Genomic DNA, 17,383 nt, shown 5'->3' with positions numbered 1-17,383 from the left:
TAGGGGTCGGAGAAATTATATGATTCAGACTCAATCCATGCTCGATGTGGCCGATAACAGCGGCGCTCGCCGCGTTATGTGCATCAAGGTGCTGGGTGGCTCCCATCGTCGTTACGCTGGTATCGGTGACATCATCAAAGTTACCGTGAAGGAAGCAATTCCTCGCGGTAAAGTGAAAAAAGGCCAAGTGATGACTGCTGTTGTAGTCCGCACTCGTCACGGCGTACGTCGTGCTGATGGCTCCATTATCCGCTTTGATGGCAACGCTGCTGTTCTTCTGAACAACAAGCAAGAGCCGATCGGCACCCGTATCTTTGGGCCAGTGACCCGTGAACTTCGTACTGAGAAGTTCATGAAGATCGTCTCGCTCGCCCCAGAAGTGCTGTAAGGAGATCCGACATGCAAAAGATTCGTCGTGACGACGAGATCATCGTGATCGCCGGCAAAGACAAAGGTAAGCGCGGTAAGGTGCTGAAGGTTCTTGCTGACAACCGTCTGGTTGTTGGTGGTCTGAACCTGGTCAAGCGTCATACCAAGCCTAACCCGATGTCGGGCGTACAGGGCGGTATCGTCGAGAAAGAAGCGCCACTGCACGCTTCCAACGTCGCCATCTTCAACGGCGAAACCAACAAGGCTGACCGCGTTGGTTTCAAAGTAGAAGACGGTAAGAAAATTCGTGTCTTCAAGTCGACCCAAAAAGCGGTTGATGCTTGAACACTGCTAGGTAGAAGACCATGGCACGACTAAAAGAGATTTACCGGAAGGAAATCGCTCCGAAACTTAAGGAAGAACTTAAGCTTTCGAACGTGATGGAAGTTCCGCGCGTTACCAAAATCACCCTGAACATGGGTCTGGGCGAAGCGATCGGCGACAAAAAAGTCATCGAGCACGCTGTTGCTGACCTGGAAAAGATCACCGGCCAAAAAGTCGTTGTGACCTACGCTCGTAAATCCATCGCTGGCTTTAAAGTCCGTGAAGGATGGCCGATCGGCGTCAAAGTGACTCTGCGCCGTGAGCGTATGTACGAGTTCCTGGATCGTCTGCTGTCGATCTCCCTGCCTCGGGTTCGCGACTTCCGCGGCCTGAATGCCAAGTCCTTTGATGGTCGTGGCAACTACAGCATGGGCGTGAAAGAGCAGATCATTTTCCCGGAAATCGACTACGACAAGATCGATGCTCTCCGCGGTCTGGACATTACCCTGACCACCACTGCCAAGAACGATGATGAAGGCCGCGCTCTGCTGCGTGCTTTCAAATTCCCGTTCCGCAACTGATTGGAGTAGGAAAATGGCCAAGAAGAGCATGAAAAACCGTGAGCTGAAGCGTCAGCTTACTGTTGCCAAGTACGCCACCAAGCGTGCAGCGCTGAAAGCTATCATCGTTGATCTGAACGCAAGTCCAGAAGCGCGTTGGGAAGCTACCGTAGCTCTGCAGAAGCAACCACGTGACGCAAGCGCTTCGCGCATGCGTAACCGTTGCCGCCTGACTGGTCGTCCGCACGGCGTTTACCGCAAGTTCGGCCTGGGCCGTAACAAACTGCGTGAAGCGGCAATGCGTGGTGACGTTCCAGGTCTGGTTAAAGCCAGCTGGTAATCGCTGTCAAAGCCTTGATGGTCGGGGTCGCAAGAACCTGACCATCGGTGGCCTTGAATCTGAATCAAGCCCCTTTTGGGGCTTGATTCATTTCTGGGGTGTGTCTAGAATGACCGGCTCGCCTGAGCCCGTGTTTTTCATGCCCGGAGTTTCTCGGCGACATGTAGTAGCCGCAAGGCTAATTTTTCTGTATTAGGAGCGTCTAGCCCATGAGTATGCAGGACCCGTTAGCGGACATGCTAACTCGAATCCGTAATGCCCAGATGGCTGAAAAGTCTGTCGTAAGCATGCCGTCTTCCACGTTGAAGGTGGCTGTAGCAAAAGTCCTGAAGGACGAAGGTTACATCGCGGATTTTCAGATCACCACCGACGCTAAGCCGTCGTTGTCCATCTCGCTGAAATACTTCGAAGGCCGTCCGGTCATCGAGGAAGTGAAGCGCGTTAGTCGTCCAGGCCTGCGTCAGTACAAGTCCGTTGAAGATCTGCCGAAAGTTCGTGGCGGTCTTGGCGTGTCTATCGTCTCCACCAACAAAGGTGTGATGACGGATCGTGCTGCGCGCGCTGCCGGTGTCGGCGGCGAAGTTCTTTGCACTGTGTTCTAAGGGGGGATAAGCATGTCTCGCGTCGCTAAGAACCCCGTTAAGCTGCCAGCCGGTGTCGAAGTAAAATTCGCAGGCCAACAGCTTTCGGTGAAGGGTGCCAAGGGTACTCTTGAACTGAACATCCATTCGTCCGTTGAGATCGTTGAGGAAGCTGGTGAGCTGCGTTTCGCTGCTCGCAATGGCGATCAACAGACTCGCGCAATGGCCGGTACCACGCGTGCGTTGGTAAACAACATGGTCCAAGGCGTAAGCCAAGGCTTCGAGCGTAAGCTCCAGCTGGTCGGTGTTGGTTACAAGGCGCAAGCAAAAGGTCAGGTGCTGAACCTGGCTCTTGGCTTCTCGCACCCAGTGGATTACGAACTGCCGCAAGGCATCACCGCTGAGACTCCTAGCCAGACCGATATCCTGATCAAGGGCATCGATAAACAGCTGGTAGGTCAAGTGGCCGCTGAGATCCGCGACTTCCGTCCACCAGAGCCGTACAAAGGCAAAGGTGTGCGCTACGCGGACGAAGTCGTCCGTCGTAAAGAAGCCAAGAAGAAGTAGGGCATAGCAAATGACCGACAAAAAAGTTACTCGACTGCGTCGCGCTCGCAAAGCACGCCTGAAAATGCACGAACTCGAAGTCGTGCGTCTCTGCGTGTTCCGCTCGTCGCAGCACATCTACGCCCAGGTCATCTCGGCCGACGGCAACAAAGTCCTGGCAAGCGCCTCGACTTTGGATAAAGAACTGCGTGATGGCGCCACTGGCAACATCGACGCGGCCACAAAGGTTGGCCAGCTGGTCGCTACGCGTGCTAAGGCCGCTGGCGTCTCGCAAGTGGCTTTCGACCGCTCTGGCTTCAAGTACCATGGCCGCGTTAAAGCGCTGGCTGATGCTGCTCGTGAAGCTGGGCTGGAGTTCTAAGTTATGTCAAATAACGACCAAAAGCGCGACGAAGGCTACATTGAGAAGCTGGTTCAAGTTAACCGCGTAGCCAAAACCGTTAAAGGCGGCCGTATCTTCACTTTCACCGCGTTGACCGTGGTTGGTGATGGTAAAGGGCGTGTTGGCTTCGGCCGTGGCAAGTCGCGTGAAGTGCCTGCTGCGATCCAGAAGGCAATGGAAGCTGCTCGCCGCAACATGATTCAAGTTGACCTGAACGGCACTACCCTGCAGTACGCAATGAAGTCCGCTCACGGCGCTTCGAAGGTGTACATGCAGCCTGCTTCTGAAGGTACCGGTATCATCGCTGGCGGCGCTATGCGTGCTGTCCTCGAAGTTGCTGGCGTTCAGAACGTTCTGGCCAAGTGCTACGGCTCGACTAACCCGGTAAACGTGGTTCACGCCACTTTCAAAGGTCTGAAAGCCATGCAATCTCCTGAGTCCATCGCTGCAAAGCGTGGCCTGACTGTCAAGGAGATCTTCTGATCATGGCTACCGTTAAAGTTACGCTGATCAAAAGCATGACCGGCCGCATCCCTAACCACAAACTGTGCGTTAAGGGTCTGGGTCTGCGTCGCATCGGTCACACTGTAGAAGTCCAGGATACTCCCGAGAATCGCGGGATGATCAACAAGGCTTACTACATGCTGCGTGTCGAGGGTTAATCGATGAAACTCAATGATCTGAGTCCAGCGCCGGGTTCCCGTCGCGAAAAGCATCGTCCGGGCCGTGGTATCGGTAGCGGTTTGGGTAAGACTGGTGGCCGTGGTCACAAAGGTCAAACCTCCCGCTCCGGTGGCACTATTGCTCCAGGCTTTGAAGGCGGTCAACAGCCGCTGCATCGTCGCCTGCCGAAGTTCGGTTTCGTTTCCCTGAAAGCCATGGACCGCGCAGAAGTGCGTCTGTCCGAGCTGGCTAAAGTGGAAGGCGACATCGTCACCGTGCAGTCCCTGAAAGATGCCAACGTGATCAACGTCAACGTACAGCGTGTGAAAATCATGCTGTCCGGTGAAGTGACTCGCGCTGTCACTATCGGCAAGGGAATCGGCGCCACCAAAGGTGCGCGTGCGGCTATCGAAGCAGCTGGCGGCAAGTTCGAGGAATAAATGGCTAAGCAAGGTGCTCTCTCTGCGCTCGGCAAAGGCGGTATGTCTGAACTCTGGGCTCGTCTGCGTTTTCTGTTCCTGGCGATTATCGTCTACCGAATAGGCGCACACATCCCGGTTCCAGGTATCAACCCGGACCGACTCGCAGACCTGTTTCGACAGAATGAGGGGACCATTCTTAGCTTGTTCAACATGTTCTCCGGCGGCGCGCTGGAACGGATGAGCATCTTTGCATTGGGGATCATGCCGTACATTTCGGCATCGATCATCATGCAGCTGATGACCGCCGTCAGCCCGCAGCTGGAGCAGTTGAAGAAGGAAGGTGAAGCTGGCCGTCGCAAGATCAGCCAGTACACCCGCTACGGCACCGTCGTCCTCGCTCTCGTTCAGGCTATTGGCATGTCCATTGGTCTGGCGGGGCAGGGCGTTGCGTTCACTGGTGACTTTGGCTTCCATTTCGTCGCGGTATCCACTTTTGTGGCTGGCGCGATGTTCATGATGTGGCTGGGTGAGCAGATTACTGAGCGTGGTGTAGGTAACGGTATCTCGATGTTGATTTTTTCGGGTATCGTCGCCGGTCTTCCGAGAGCAATCGGGCAGTCTTTCGAGTCTGCGCGTCAGGGTGATATCAATATTTTCGCCTTGGTTGCCATCGGTTTGCTGGCAGTAGCGATTATCGGTTTCGTGGTGTTCATTGAGCGTGGCCAGCGTCGTATCGCTGTTCACTACGCCAAGCGTCAGCAGGGCCGCAAGGTTTTTGCTGCGCAGACAAGCCACTTGCCGCTGAAGGTGAACATGGCCGGTGTTATTCCGGCTATTTTCGCGAGCAGCATTTTGCTGTTCCCGGCTTCGTTGGGTGCCTGGTTTGGTCAGTCTGAAGGTATGGGCTGGTTGCAGGACATCTCGCAGTCGATCGCTCCTGGTCAGCCGTTGAATATTCTGCTGTTTAGTGCAGGGATTATTTTCTTCTGCTTCTTCTATACGGCGTTGATGTTCAATCCGAAAGACGTAGCGGAAAACCTGAAGAAGTCCGGTGCCTTTATTCCGGGCATCCGTCCAGGTGAGCAGTCTGCACGCTATATTGATGGCGTTTTGACTCGCTTGACCATGTTCGGTGCTCTTTACATGACGGCCGTGTGCCTGTTGCCCCAGTTCCTGGTGGTTGCAGCCAACGTTCCGTTCTACCTTGGCGGGACCTCGTTGCTGATCGTGGTCGTGGTTGTGATGGACTTCATGTCCCAAGTACAATCGCACCTCGTTTCGCACCAGTACGAATCCCTGATGAAGAAAGCCAACCTGAAGGGTTACGGCAGCGGAATGTTGCGCTGAGTACCCATAAGGTTCGAGGAGTTGGTGATGAAAGTTCGTGCATCGGTGAAAAAGCTGTGCCGTAACTGCAAGATTATTCGCCGCGAAGGTGTTGTTCGAGTAATTTGCAGCGCGGAACCGCGTCACAAACAGCGCCAAGGCTGAGTGTGATTGTGCTTCAAGCCCGGCAGCTAGTGCGCTGCCGGGTTGATTATTTGTTATTACAGCGATATTATCTCGCGCCCTATTTCTTGGCTTCCGGGGCGTAGGTAGCTGTCAATTGGAGTCCCACTGAATGGCCCGTATTGCAGGCGTTAACATTCCAGATAACAAGCATACTGTTATCTCGCTGACCTACATCTATGGTGTCGGTCGCACTACTGCGCAGAAAATCTGTGCAGACACTGGGGTAAACCCAGCAGCAAAGATCAAAGATCTGAGCGACGAGCAAATTGAACAGCTGCGTGGCGAAGTGGCGAAGTTCACCACTGAAGGTGACCTGCGTCGCGAAATCAACATGAAAATCAAGCGCTTGATGGACCTCGGTTGCTATCGCGGTCTGCGTCATCGTCGCGGTCTTCCAGTACGCGGTCAGCGTACCAAGACCAACGCGCGTACCCGTAAAGGTCCGCGTAAGCCGATCCGCAAGTAATCGCCCCAGCGAATCGACAGGAATTTAATCATGGCAAAACCTGCTGCTCGTCCTCGTAAAAAAGTTAAAAAGACAGTGGTTGATGGCATCGCCCACATCCATGCTTCTTTTAACAACACCATCGTGACCATTACCGACCGTCAAGGTAACGCTCTTTCCTGGGCTACCTCCGGTGGTTCGGGTTTCCGCGGTTCCCGCAAGTCCACCCCGTTCGCTGCTCAAGTAGCTGCTGAGCGTGCTGGTCAAGCTGCGCTGGAATACGGCCTGAAAAACCTCGACGTTAACGTCAAGGGTCCAGGTCCAGGTCGTGAATCCGCAGTCCGCGCTTTGAACGGCTGTGGCTACAAGATCGCCAGCATCACCGACGTGACGCCAATCCCGCACAACGGGTGCCGTCCGCCGAAGAAGCGCCGCGTGTAATCCAGGAGATTGTAAAGAATGGCTCGTTACATTGGTCCAAAATGCAAACTCGCTCGTCGCGAAGGCACCGATCTCTTCCTGAAGAGCGGCGTGCGCGCGATCGAATCGAAGTGCAACATTGAAGCAGCACCTGGTATCCACGGCCAACGCCGCGGTCGCCAGTCCGATTACGGCACCCAACTGCGTGAAAAGCAGAAGGTCCGTCGTATCTACGGCGTTCTCGAGCGTCAGTTCAGCGGCTACTACAAAGAAGCTGCTGGCAAGAAAGGTGCAACCGGTGAAAACCTGCTGCAACTGCTCGAATGCCGTCTGGACAACGTTGTATACCGTATGGGCTTTGGTTCGACTCGTGCCGAATCCCGTCAGCTGGTATCGCACAAGTCGATCAGCGTTAACGGTCAGACCGTAAACGTTCCGTCGTATCAGGTTCGTGCTGGTGACGTGGTCGCAGTTCGCGAGAAAGCAAAAAACCAACTTCGCATTGTCCAAGCTCTCGATCTGTGTGCCCAACGTGGCCGCGTAGAATGGGTAGAAGTAGACACTGAGAAGAAGTCGGGCGTTTTCAAGAACGTTCCTGCTCGCAGTGATCTGTCCGCCGACATCAACGAAAGCCTGATTGTCGAGCTCTACTCCAAGTAAGGGCTAGAAAATAGGTGCATCCATGCAGATTTCGGTAAATGAGTTCCTGACACCCCGCCACATTGATGTGCAGGTTGTCAGTCCAACCCGCGCCAAGATCACTCTCGAGCCTCTCGAGCGTGGTTTTGGCCACACCCTGGGCAACGCGCTGCGCCGCATCCTGTTGTCCTCAATGCCCGGCTGCGCAGTAGTCGAGGCCGAGATTGACGGTGTGCTCCACGAGTACAGCGCCATCGAAGGTGTACAGGAAGACGTAATTGAAATCCTGTTGAACCTTAAAGGTCTGGCCATCAAGCTGCACGGTCGTGACGAAGTTACGCTGACCTTGTCGAAGAAGGGTTCGGGGGTGGTTACCGCTGCCGATATTCAGCTGGATCATGATGTCGAGATCGTTAACCCCGATCACGTAATCGCTAACCTGGCGTCTAACGGCGCCCTGAACATGAAGCTCACCGTAGCTCGTGGTCGTGGTTATGAACCAGCCGACTCGCGTCAGAGCGATGAAGACGAAAGCCGCAGCATTGGTCGCTTGCAGCTCGACTCTTCGTTCAGCCCGGTTCGCCGTATCGCATACGTGGTGGAAAACGCCCGTGTCGAGCAGCGTACCAACCTGGACAAGCTGGTTATTGATCTGGAAACCAACGGTACTCTGGATCCTGAAGAGGCTATCCGCCGCGCTGCAACCATCCTGCAACAGCAGTTGGCTGCGTTCGTCGACCTCAAAGGTGACAGTGAGCCAGTGGTTGTCGAGCAGGAAGACGAGATCGATCCGATCCTGCTTCGCCCGGTTGACGATCTGGAACTGACTGTACGTTCGGCTAACTGCCTTAAGGCGGAAAACATCTACTACATCGGCGACCTGATTCAGCGTACCGAAGTAGAGCTGTTGAAGACTCCGAACCTGGGCAAGAAATCCTTGACTGAAATCAAGGACGTTCTGGCCTCCCGCGGTCTGTCCCTCGGCATGCGCCTCGACAACTGGCCGCCTGCAAGTCTTAAGAAGGACGACAAGGCGACTGCCTGATCGTCGTAATCACCGAACGTAGTGTTTGGTAAGGAATGAACCATGCGTCATCGTAAAAGTGGGCGTCACCTGAGCCGCACCAGCTCGCACCGCAAGGCCATGTTCCAAAACATGGCGGTGTCGTTGTTCGAGCACGAGCTGATCAAGACTACTCTGCCAAAAGCCAAAGAACTGCGCCGCGTTGCCGAGCCGCTGATCACTCTGGCCAAGACAGACAGCCTGGCTAACCGCCGTCTGGCTTTCGACCGTACTCGTTCGAAAGCTATCGTTGGTAAGCTCTTCAACGACCTGGGCAAGCGTTACGCTACCCGTGAGGGTGGCTACCTGCGCATCCTCAAGTGCGGTTTCCGCGCTGGCGACAACGCGCCTATGGCGTACGTCGAGTTGGTTGATCGTGCTACTGCTGGCGAAGCTGTATCCGCCGAGTAAGACGTCAGTCTGAAACGAAAAACCGGGCCTAGTGCCCGGTTTTTTGTGCCCGCAAGAAATGCGCTGTTCGTACAAGCTTCTGACATTGTTCTGTTGTCACTATGTGCCGGGAAGCATAATTAGTAATTATCTATCGGTGACTACAAGTTAATGAATTTGTAGGTGTCATATCGATGATCAATACTTCCCAGCAAGCCGATTAGCCGGCAGTTTCAAGACTGACAGAGGAAGAAGACCGTATGAGCCAGATCAAAACGCTTACGACCGCCAGTGGCGCACCTGTCGCCGATAACCAGAATTCTCGCTCCGCCGGTCCTCGTGGGCCGCTACTGCTCGACGATTTTCATCTGATCGAGAAGCTTGCCCATTTCAACCGTGAAAACATTCCTGAGCGCCGCGTGCACGCCAAAGGCTCGGGTGCTTACGGTACGTTCACCGTGACCCGTGATATCACCGAGTACACCAGCGCCAAACTGTTTGAGGCCGTCGGCAAACAAACCCCGACGTTCCTGCGCTTCTCCACTGTAGGCGGCGAACGTGGCTCGGCTGACACCGAGCGAGATCCACGCGGTTTCGCTCTGAAGTTCTACACCGAGGAAGGCAACTGGGACATCGTTGGCAACAACACTCCTGTGTTCTTCATCCGTGACCCGTTGAAGTTTCCCGACTTTATCCACACCCAGAAACGCCTCCCGCAGAGCAACCTGAAAAGCGCGCAGATGATGTGGGACTTCTGGTCGCATTCGCCGGAAGCACTGCACCAGGTGACCATTCTGTTTTCGGATCGCGGCATTCCCGATGGCTACCGTCACATGCACGGCTTCGGCAGCCACACCTACAGCCTGATCAATGCCAAAGGTGAGCGTCACTGGGTGAAGTGGCACTACAAAACCAAGCAGGGCATCAAGAACCTGGCACCGGCCGATGCTGCGCGCCTGGCGGGTACCGATCCGGATTACGCTCAGCGTGATCTGTTCGAAGCCATCGAGCGTGGCGATTTCCCGAAATGGCGCGTATGCATTCAGATCATGACCGAGGCTCAGGCTGCAGCGCACTACGAGAACCCGTTCGACGTGACCAAGACCTGGTCGCAAAAGGAGTTTCCGCTGATCGAAGTCGGCGAACTGGAGCTGAACCGCAACCCGCTGAACTACTTTGCCGAGGTCGAGCAAGCCGCATTCGGTCCGAGCAACATGGTGCCAGGTGTCGGTCTGTCGCCGGATCGCATGCTGCAAGGCCGCGTGTTCGCCTACGCCGATGCACATCGCTATCGCGTGGGCACAAACCACCAACAATTACCGGTGAATGCGCCGCGCAGCCCGGTGAATACGTACCAGCGCGACGGCTCGATGGCCTTCGGCAGCAATGGTGGTGCAGCACCTAACTACGAACCGAACAGCTACATCGAATCGCCGAAGCAAGCGCCGCACTACGCCGAGCCTGCGCTGGCCTTGAGCGGTGCTGCTGACCGTTACGATCATCGCGAAGACACCGATTACTACAGCCACGCCGGTGCGCTGTTCCGTCTGATGAGCGACGAGCAGAAAGCTTTGCTGGTCAGCAATATCGCTGGCGCCATGAGCGGTGTTTCACCTGATGTGGTTGATCGTCAGTTGCAGCATTTCTACAAGGCCGATCCGGCGTATGGAGAAGCAATCGCAAAGCTGCTCGACGTACAGCTTAACGAAGTCTAAACGAGAAGCAGAACCGCCCTCATTAGGGCGGTTTTTGCGTTATTTAGGCCGCTTTTCTCAGAATATCTTCGCTTTTATTGCGCGAAACGGGGTGACCTTCTGGTCAGCTTGGTTCAAACTACAGACTTTCAAGCAGGGAGATGTAGGGCGATGCAAGGCCACCCAGACGTTATCGATTACCTCAACACGTTGCTGACCGGCGAACTGGCCGCGCGTGACCAATATTTTGTTCACTCGCGGATGTATGAGGACTGGGGTTTCACCAAGCTCTACGAACGAATCAACCACGAGATGGAAGAAGAAGCCGGCCACGCCGATGCACTGATGCGGCGGATCCTGATGCTTGAAGGCACTCCGCGTATGCGTCCGGATGATCTGGATGTCGGCACCACCGTGCCGGAGATGCTCGAAGCCGATCTGCGTCTGGAGTACAAAGTCCGCGCCGCACTGTGCAAAGGCATTGAACTGTGCGAGCAGCACAGGGATTACGTCAGCCGCGAGATCCTGCGGGTTCAGCTCAACGACACCGAAGAAGATCACACCTACTGGCTGGAAAAGCAGTTGGGCCTGATCAAGCTGATCGGTCTTGAGAATTACCTGCAATCCCACACCTGATTGCCAGATACAAAAAAAGCCCCTGTCACTGATGAAGTGACAGGGGTTTTTTCATGCCCGGCGATTAAGCACGATCGCGAATCAGCAACGGTTTGAGGTAGTGACCGGTGTGAGACTGCTTCATCTCGGCTACTTCCTCCGGGGTGCCGGTGGCGATGATCTGCCCACCCTTGGAGCCGCCCTCCGGCCCCAGATCCACCAGCCAGTCGGCAGTCTTGATCACGTCCAGATTGTGCTCGATCACCACCACCGTGTTGCCGTGGTCGCGCAGGCGATGCAGCACGTCGAGCAGTTGCTGAATATCCGCGAAGTGCAGTCCGGTGGTCGGCTCATCGAGGATATACAGAGTTTTGCCGGTGTCGCGCTTGGACAGCTCGCGTGACAGTTTGACCCGCTGCGCTTCACCACCGGACAGCGTGGTTGCCGATTGCCCGAGCTTGATATACGAGAGGCCCACATCCATTAACGTTTGCAGCTTGCGCGCCAGCGCCGGTACCGCGTCGAAGAATTCCCGGGCTTCCTCAATGGTCATCTCGAGGGTTTCATGGATGCTCTTGCCCTTGTATTTGATCTCAAGGGTTTCGCGGTTGTAGCGCTTGCTCTTGCACACATCGCACGGCACGTAGATGTCTGGCAGGAAGTGCATTTCGACCTTGATCAGGCCGTCGCCCTGGCACGCCTCGCAACGACCGCCCTTGACGTTGAACGAGAAACGGCCCGGGCCGTAACCACGGGAGCGCGACTCAGGCACGCCGGCAAACAGTTCGCGGATCGGCGTGAACAGCCCTGTGTAGGTCGCCGGGTTGGAGCGCGGCGTACGGCCGATCGGGCTCTGATCGATATCGACGACCTTGTCGAGATGCTCCAGGCCCTTGATGCTGTCATGTGCGGCCGCTTCCAGCGTGGTCGCACCATTGAGTGCAGTAGCGCTCAACGGGAACAGCGTGTTGTTGATCAGCGTCGATTTGCCCGAGCCGGAAACACCAGTCACGCAGGTCAGCAGGCCGATCGGGATTTCCAGATCGACGTTGCGCAGGTTGTTGCCGCGCGCACCTTTGAGCGACAGCGTCAGCTTCTTGTTGCGTGGTGTGCGTTTGGCCGGCACTTCGATCTTCACCCGGCCCGACAGGTATTTGCCGGTCAGTGAGTCCGGGTGCGCCATGACTTCGGCCGGCGTACCTTCAGCCACGATCTGCCCGCCGTGCACCCCGGCGCCCGGCCCGATATCCACCACATAGTCGGCCAGACGGATCGCGTCTTCGTCGTGCTCGACCACGATCACAGTGTTGCCGATATCGCGCAGGTGCTTGAGGGTGCCGAGCAAACGGTCGTTATCGCGCTGATGCAGGCCAATGGACGGCTCGTCAAGGATGTACAGCACCCCGACCAGGCCGGCGCCGATCTGGCTCGCCAGGCGGATGCGCTGTGCTTCGCCACCGGACAGGGTGTCGGCGCTGCGATCCAGCGACAGATAGTCGAGGCCGACGTTGACCAGGAATTGCAGACGCTCGCGGATTTCCTTGAGGATCTTGTCGGCGATTTCGCCACGCCGCCCGGTCATCTTCAGTTCGCCGAAGTACACGCAGGCATCGCCGATCGGCAGGTTGGTCACCGCCGGCAGGGTTTTCTCGCCAACCCACACGTGCCGCGCCTCACGACGCAGACGAGTGCCGCGGCAATCCGGGCAAGCCTGGGTGCTGAGGAACTTGGCCAGCTCTTCGCGCACGCTGGCCGATTCGGTTTCGCGGTAGCGACGCTCAAGGTTCGGCACGATGCCTTCGAACGGGTGCGAACGTTTGACGATATCGCCGCGGTCGTTGAGGTACTTGAAGTCGACATTCTGTGAGCCGCTGCCGTGCAGGATCTGCTTCTGCTGTTCGGCGGTCAGTTCGTTGAATGGCTTCTCCAGGCTGAACTTGTAGTGCGACGCCAGTGAGCCGAGCATCTGGAAGTAATAGACGTTGCGCCGGTCCCAGCCGCGAATCGCGCCTTCGGCCAGGGTCAGTTCACCATTGACCAGACGCTTGATGTCGAAGAACTGCTTCACACCCAGACCATCACAAGTCGGGCAGGCACCGGCCGGGTTGTTGAAGGAGAACAGCTTGGGTTCCAGCTCGCTGATCGCGTGGCCGCAGATCGGGCAGGCGAAGCGCGCGGAGAAGATCATCTCTTCACCCGGCTCATCATCCATCGGCGCGACCAGGGCAATGCCGTCCGCCAGTTTCAACGCGGTCTCGAAAGATTCGGCCAGACGTTGCTGCAGATCGGCGCGAACCTTGAAGCGGTCGACGATGACATCGATCGAATGCTTCTTCTGTTTATCCAGTTTCGGCAGTTCATCGAGTTCGCAGATCCGCCCGTTGACCCGGGCGCGGACGAAGCCTTGGGCGCGCAGCTCTTCGAACACTGACAAGTGCTCGCCCTTGCGCTCGCGGATCACCGGCGCCAGCAGCATCAGTTTGCTGCCCTCCGGTTGCGCCAGCACCAGGTCGACCATCTGGCTGACGGTCTGCGCTTCCAGCGGGATGTCGTGATCCGGGCAGCGCGGCGTACCGACGCGTGCATACAGCAGACGCAGGTAGTCGTAGATTTCGGTGATGGTGCCGACCGTGGAGCGCGGGTTGTGCGAGGTCGACTTCTGTTCGATGGAGATCGCCGGCGACAAGCCTTCAATGGTGTCGACGTCGGGCTTTTCCATCATCGACAGGAACTGTCGGGCGTAGGCCGACAGGGATTCGACATAGCGGCGCTGACCTTCGGCGTACAACGTGTCGAAGGCCAGGGACGACTTGCCGGATCCGGACAGGCCGGTGATGACGATCAGTTTGTCCCGTGGCAGGGTCAGGTCGATGTTCTTCAGGTTGTGGGTACGGGCCCCACGTATCAGGATCTTGTCCAAAGTGGCCTCGCTCGGCGGGCGTCGAAAACGTAGGAGTATACGGGCAAATACTGGATGGATGCACACTATCAAACGAAGGGTTTTTTACCTTGCATGAAGAGAGTTTCATCTATACGCGTCATAGCGTCGCGATATACCCCGTCTTTCGATGGGACTGGTAGAATCGCCGCCGGTTCACACGAGGTTTTTCCATGCACGATCCCCACAGCGAACGCATGAGTGGCAGCGAGACCCGCGCAGCGAGCGGTCTGGCCCTGGTGTTCGCCTTCCGTATGCTTGGCATGTTCATGGTGTTGCCGGTACTGGCGACCTACGGCATGGACCTGGCGGGAGCGACCCCGGCCCTGATCGGGCTGGCGATTGGCGCTTACGGCCTGACCCAGGCGATTTTCCAGATTCCGTTCGGGATCATTTCCGACCGCATCGGCCGGCGTCCGGTGATTTTCCTCGGGCTGGTGGTCTTCGCTCTCGGCAGTGTGCTGGCGGCTCAGTCCGATTCGATCTGGGGCGTGATTGCCGGACGCATCCTGCAAGGCGCCGGGGCGATTTCCGCTGCGGTCATGGCACTGCTTTCCGACCTGACCCGTGAACAACACCGTACCAAAGCCATGGCCATGATCGGCATGACCATCGGTCTGTCGTTCGCCGTGGCCATGGTGGTCGGGCCGTTGCTGACCCGCGCGTTTGGCCTGTCCGGGCTGTTCCTCGCCACTGGCGGTATGGCCCTGTTCGGGATCGTCATCGTGATGTTCATGGTGCCGAAATCCACCGGGCCGTTGAGCCATCGAGAATCCGGCGTGGCGCGTCAGGCTCTGATGCCGACACTCAAACACCCGGATCTGCTGCGCCTGGATCTGGGCATTTTCGTGCTGCACGCGATGCTGATGTCGAGCTTCGTCGCCCTGCCGTTGGCCCTTGTGGAAAAGGCTGGTTTGCCCAAGGAGCAGCACTGGTGGGTTTACCTGACCGCACTGCTGATTTCGTTCTTCGCCATGATCCCGTTCATCATCTACGGCGAGAAGAAACGCAAAATGAAACGAATTTTGCTCGGCGCCGTCCTGACGCTGATGCTCACTGAGCTATTCTTCTGGCAGTTCGGTGACAGCTTGCGGGCTCTGGTGATCGGCACGGTGGTGTTCTTCACCGCGTTCAATCTGCTGGAAGCTTCGTTGCCGTCGCTGATCAGCAAGGTTTCACCGGCAGGCGGGAAGGGCACGGCGATGGGCGTGTATTCCACCAGCCAGTTCCTCGGTTCGGCACTTGGCGGGATACTCGGCGGCTGGCTGTTTCAGCATGGCGGTCTGTCGGTTGTGTTCCTTGGATGTGCGGGTCTGGCTGCCATCTGGCTGGCCTTTGCTGTTACCATGCGCGAACCTCCCTACGTGACGAGCCTGCGCTTGCCGTTGTCGCCCGAGGCGATCCGCGAAGCGGGTCTGGTCGAGCGCCTCAAGGCCCTCGTAGGGGTAACAGATGCAGTGATAGTTGCTGATGAAGCGGCTGTTTACATCAAACTGGACAAAGAATTAGTGGATCGCGACACCCTCGAACGCCTGGTGAACAACCCGGCCGGGGCTGCTTGCGAAGCCTAGGAGAACGTTATGGCCCGTGGGGTTAACAAAGTCATATTGGTCGGCACTTGCGGCCAGGATCCCGAAGTTCGCTACCTGCCTAACGGTAACGCCGTGACCAACCTGAGTCTGGCAACCAGCGAACAGTGGACCGACAAGCAAACCGGTCAAAAGGTCGAGAAGACCGAATGGCACCGTGTTTCGATGTTCGGCAAGGTTGCCGAAATCGCCGGCGAATACCTGCGTAAGGGTTCGCAGGTGTACATCGAAGGCAAGCTGCAGACCCGCGAGTGGGAAAAAGACGGTATCAAGCGTTACACCACCGAAATCGTGGTCGACATGCAAGGCACCATGCAACTGCTCGGCGGCCGTCCACAACAGGGCGACCAACAAGGCGGTGGCAATAACTACCAGCAGCAGGCGCCACGTCAACAGGCTCCGCGTCCGCAACAGTCGGCTCCGCAACAGCGTCCAGCCCCGGCTCCACAGCAGGCTGCACCGCAACCGGCTCCGGATTTCGACAGCTTTGATGACGACATTCCGTTCTGATTCGTTGCTGCATCCGCGCTGAATAAAAAAGGCCCGTCGTTCAAAACGACGGGCCTTTTTTGTGGCGCAAGGTCCGCGATTACCACTGATCTCTCCTGCGGGAGCGGGCTTGCTCGCGAAGGCGTCGGGTCAGTCAAAGCATTTGTTGAATGGCAGTCCGCATTCGCGAGCAAGCCCGCTCCCACAAATGCGGATGTGTGGTTCAGTCGAGGATCAGGTGCGGTAGAAACCGGCTGGAATCCTTGGTGATCAGACTGTTGTCTTCCCGCACGCCGATCCCCGCCGCCTGATCACCAATCACCCACGAGCCGACCAGCGTGTAGCTGTCGTCGAACTTCGGCAATGGCGCAAATTCCTGCAAGATGAATGGCGCATCGGTGTAGGGCCCGTCTTCTTTGACGATCAGACCTTCTGCCGTTTGCAGCTCGATATTCGCGCCTTCGCGGGAAAAGTACGGTTTGCGTACCCACCCCTTGGGCACCGCACTGGCCGGGTTCGGATCAAGATGCGCTGCCAGCAGATTCGGATGGCCCTTGTGCAATTCCCACAGCAGCGGCAGCGCGCCTTTGTTCGACAGGATCGACTTCCACGCCGGTTCGAAAAACTGCGTATCGCTTTCCGCAATCGCTGCGCCGAACGGCTCGTGGAAAATGAATTCCCAGGCATGCAGCTTGAACAGGTGCGGGATCCAGCGATCCTGCAGATCGACGAAGCGACCCTCGGCGGTCAGGCCGATGTCTTCGATGTCGATGTGCCTGGATTCGATCCCGACCTTTTCCGCGATCAGGCGCAGGTAGTCGGTGGTGCCCTTGTCTTCGACCGAGTCTTTCATCGAAGCAAAGTAGAACGGCCGCTTGAGCTGCAACTCGGCAAACGCCTGGTGCAGCTTGGTATCGATGCTGTTGAACTGGTCGGCATGGCGCGGCAGCATCCCGCGCTCGATGCACTGCTCCAGCCAACCCCACTGAAACGCCGCCGCCTCATAGAGGCTGGTCGGCGTGTCGTAGTTGAGCTCCAGCAGCTTGGCCGGGCCGTTGCCGTTGTAGGAAAAGTCCATACGCCCATACAGATGCGGATGACCTTCCAGCCAGGACGTGCGGATCATGTCGTAGTACGGCGCCGGGATGCTCAGGCGATCCAGCAGCTCTTCGCTGTGCACCACGCGGTCGACCAGGTCCATGCACATCTCGTGCAGTTCGGTGGTCGGATCCTCCAGATCGTTTTCAATCTGCGCGAGCGTGAACTGGTAGTAGGCGCTTTCGTCCCAGTACGGCTCGTCGTCGATGGTGTGGAACAGAAAGCCGAGGCTTTCGGCAGTCTGTTTCCAGTCGGGGCGCTCGGCGCAGTGGATCTTCTTCAT

At 56.9% G+C, this 17,383-nt stretch carries 23 protein-coding genes; 21 read left to right on the top strand and 2 right to left on the bottom strand.

Annotated features, from left to right (window positions below; genetic code table 11):
* The first annotated feature begins 19 nt into the window (after window positions 1-19).
* From rplN to bfr, 19 genes are all read left to right on the top strand, one after another.
* On the top strand, window positions 20-388 hold the full coding sequence (rplN, locus tag ACS4NR_RS18560) for a 50S ribosomal protein L14 (RefSeq protein ID WP_002555479.1): 369 nt from the start codon (window positions 20-22) through the stop codon (window positions 386-388).
* A gap of 11 nt (window positions 389-399) precedes the next feature.
* Window positions 400-714, top strand: coding sequence for a 50S ribosomal protein L24 (gene rplX, locus ACS4NR_RS18555; protein ID WP_003186046.1), 315 nt, complete (start codon window positions 400-402; stop codon window positions 712-714).
* 20 nt (window positions 715-734) lie between these two features.
* Window positions 735-1,274: a 50S ribosomal protein L5 gene (rplE, locus tag ACS4NR_RS18550; RefSeq protein ID WP_003210069.1), complete on the top strand. Its 540-nt coding sequence runs from the start codon at window positions 735-737 to the stop codon at window positions 1,272-1,274.
* Between the two features lie 13 nt (window positions 1,275-1,287).
* Window positions 1,288-1,593, top strand: a complete 306-nt coding sequence (gene rpsN, locus ACS4NR_RS18545) for a 30S ribosomal protein S14 (protein WP_003228726.1) — start codon at window positions 1,288-1,290, stop codon at window positions 1,591-1,593.
* A 209-nt stretch (window positions 1,594-1,802) separates the two neighbouring features.
* Window positions 1,803-2,195 (top strand): 30S ribosomal protein S8, encoded by a 393-nt coding sequence (gene rpsH, locus ACS4NR_RS18540; protein ID WP_007966178.1) that lies wholly within the window; start codon window positions 1,803-1,805, stop codon window positions 2,193-2,195.
* Between the two features lie 12 nt (window positions 2,196-2,207).
* Window positions 2,208-2,741 (top strand): 50S ribosomal protein L6, encoded by a 534-nt coding sequence (rplF, locus tag ACS4NR_RS18535; protein ID WP_007966176.1) that lies wholly within the window; start codon window positions 2,208-2,210, stop codon window positions 2,739-2,741.
* A 10-nt stretch (window positions 2,742-2,751) separates the two neighbouring features.
* A complete protein-coding gene (rplR, locus tag ACS4NR_RS18530; RefSeq protein ID WP_003186037.1) occupies window positions 2,752-3,102 on the top strand; it encodes a 50S ribosomal protein L18 in 351 nt (116 codons plus the stop codon).
* Window positions 3,103-3,105: 3 nt separating this feature from the next.
* The gene (rpsE, locus tag ACS4NR_RS18525) at window positions 3,106-3,606 is read left to right on the top strand and encodes a 30S ribosomal protein S5 (protein WP_003176409.1); all 501 of its coding nucleotides are present in this window, start codon (window positions 3,106-3,108) and stop codon (window positions 3,604-3,606) included.
* A 2-nt stretch (window positions 3,607-3,608) separates the two neighbouring features.
* Window positions 3,609-3,785, top strand: coding sequence for a 50S ribosomal protein L30 (rpmD, locus tag ACS4NR_RS18520; RefSeq protein WP_003176408.1), 177 nt, complete (start codon window positions 3,609-3,611; stop codon window positions 3,783-3,785).
* Between the two features lie 3 nt (window positions 3,786-3,788).
* Window positions 3,789-4,226, top strand: a complete 438-nt coding sequence (gene rplO, locus ACS4NR_RS18515; protein ID WP_003228720.1) for a 50S ribosomal protein L15 — start codon at window positions 3,789-3,791, stop codon at window positions 4,224-4,226.
* Entirely contained in the window at window positions 4,227-5,555 is a 1,329-nt protein-coding gene (gene secY / locus ACS4NR_RS18510; protein WP_003228718.1) for a preprotein translocase subunit SecY, read from the top strand. It begins immediately after the preceding gene.
* A 27-nt stretch (window positions 5,556-5,582) separates the two neighbouring features.
* Complete coding sequence (rpmJ, locus tag ACS4NR_RS18505; protein WP_002555468.1) at window positions 5,583-5,699, top strand: 50S ribosomal protein L36; 117 nt, start codon at window positions 5,583-5,585, stop codon at window positions 5,697-5,699.
* A gap of 130 nt (window positions 5,700-5,829) precedes the next feature.
* Window positions 5,830-6,186 carry a 30S ribosomal protein S13 gene (gene rpsM, locus ACS4NR_RS18500; protein WP_008374135.1) on the top strand — a complete coding sequence of 119 codons (357 nt, stop codon included), beginning with the start codon at window positions 5,830-5,832 and terminating at the stop codon, window positions 6,184-6,186.
* A gap of 30 nt (window positions 6,187-6,216) precedes the next feature.
* Window positions 6,217-6,606, top strand: a complete 390-nt coding sequence (gene rpsK, locus ACS4NR_RS18495; RefSeq protein ID WP_002555466.1) for a 30S ribosomal protein S11 — start codon at window positions 6,217-6,219, stop codon at window positions 6,604-6,606.
* 18 nt (window positions 6,607-6,624) lie between these two features.
* Window positions 6,625-7,245, top strand: coding sequence for a 30S ribosomal protein S4 (gene rpsD, locus ACS4NR_RS18490; protein ID WP_003176404.1), 621 nt, complete (start codon window positions 6,625-6,627; stop codon window positions 7,243-7,245).
* A gap of 22 nt (window positions 7,246-7,267) precedes the next feature.
* Window positions 7,268-8,269, top strand: a complete 1,002-nt coding sequence (locus ACS4NR_RS18485; RefSeq protein WP_003186012.1) for a DNA-directed RNA polymerase subunit alpha — start codon at window positions 7,268-7,270, stop codon at window positions 8,267-8,269.
* Window positions 8,270-8,311: 42 nt separating this feature from the next.
* Window positions 8,312-8,698 carry a 50S ribosomal protein L17 gene (rplQ, locus tag ACS4NR_RS18480; RefSeq protein WP_003176402.1) on the top strand — a complete coding sequence of 129 codons (387 nt, stop codon included), beginning with the start codon at window positions 8,312-8,314 and terminating at the stop codon, window positions 8,696-8,698.
* A gap of 239 nt (window positions 8,699-8,937) precedes the next feature.
* On the top strand, window positions 8,938-10,392 hold the full coding sequence (locus tag ACS4NR_RS18475; protein ID WP_027614253.1) for a catalase: 1,455 nt from the start codon (window positions 8,938-8,940) through the stop codon (window positions 10,390-10,392).
* A gap of 150 nt (window positions 10,393-10,542) precedes the next feature.
* Window positions 10,543-11,007 carry a bacterioferritin gene (gene bfr / locus ACS4NR_RS18470; protein WP_247254549.1) on the top strand — a complete coding sequence of 155 codons (465 nt, stop codon included), beginning with the start codon at window positions 10,543-10,545 and terminating at the stop codon, window positions 11,005-11,007.
* A gap of 64 nt (window positions 11,008-11,071) precedes the next feature.
* Here the strand turns inward: bfr and uvrA are convergent, their stop codons facing one another.
* Entirely contained in the window at window positions 11,072-13,906 is a 2,835-nt protein-coding gene (gene uvrA / locus ACS4NR_RS18465; protein WP_095139060.1) for an excinuclease ABC subunit UvrA, read from the bottom strand.
* 191 nt (window positions 13,907-14,097) lie between these two features.
* Between uvrA and ACS4NR_RS18460 the strand changes: the two genes are divergently transcribed.
* Both ACS4NR_RS18460 and ACS4NR_RS18455 read left to right on the top strand, forming a co-directional pair.
* On the top strand, window positions 14,098-15,495 hold the full coding sequence (locus ACS4NR_RS18460; RefSeq protein WP_115986889.1) for an MFS transporter: 1,398 nt from the start codon (window positions 14,098-14,100) through the stop codon (window positions 15,493-15,495).
* Window positions 15,496-15,504: 9 nt separating this feature from the next.
* Complete coding sequence (locus tag ACS4NR_RS18455; RefSeq protein WP_007966163.1) at window positions 15,505-16,023, top strand: single-stranded DNA-binding protein; 519 nt, start codon at window positions 15,505-15,507, stop codon at window positions 16,021-16,023.
* Between the two features lie 202 nt (window positions 16,024-16,225).
* On the opposite strand, the gene ACS4NR_RS18450 is transcribed toward ACS4NR_RS18455, so the two are convergent.
* The gene (locus ACS4NR_RS18450; RefSeq protein ID WP_456018035.1) at window positions 16,226-17,383 is read right to left on the bottom strand and encodes a glutathionylspermidine synthase family protein; all 1,158 of its coding nucleotides are present in this window, start codon (window positions 17,381-17,383) and stop codon (window positions 16,226-16,228) included.

This window comes from Pseudomonas sp. JQ36, from assembly GCF_053851495.1.
Note: the sequence above shows the minus strand (reverse complement) of the source record. Positions and strands in the feature narration are given on the sequence as shown.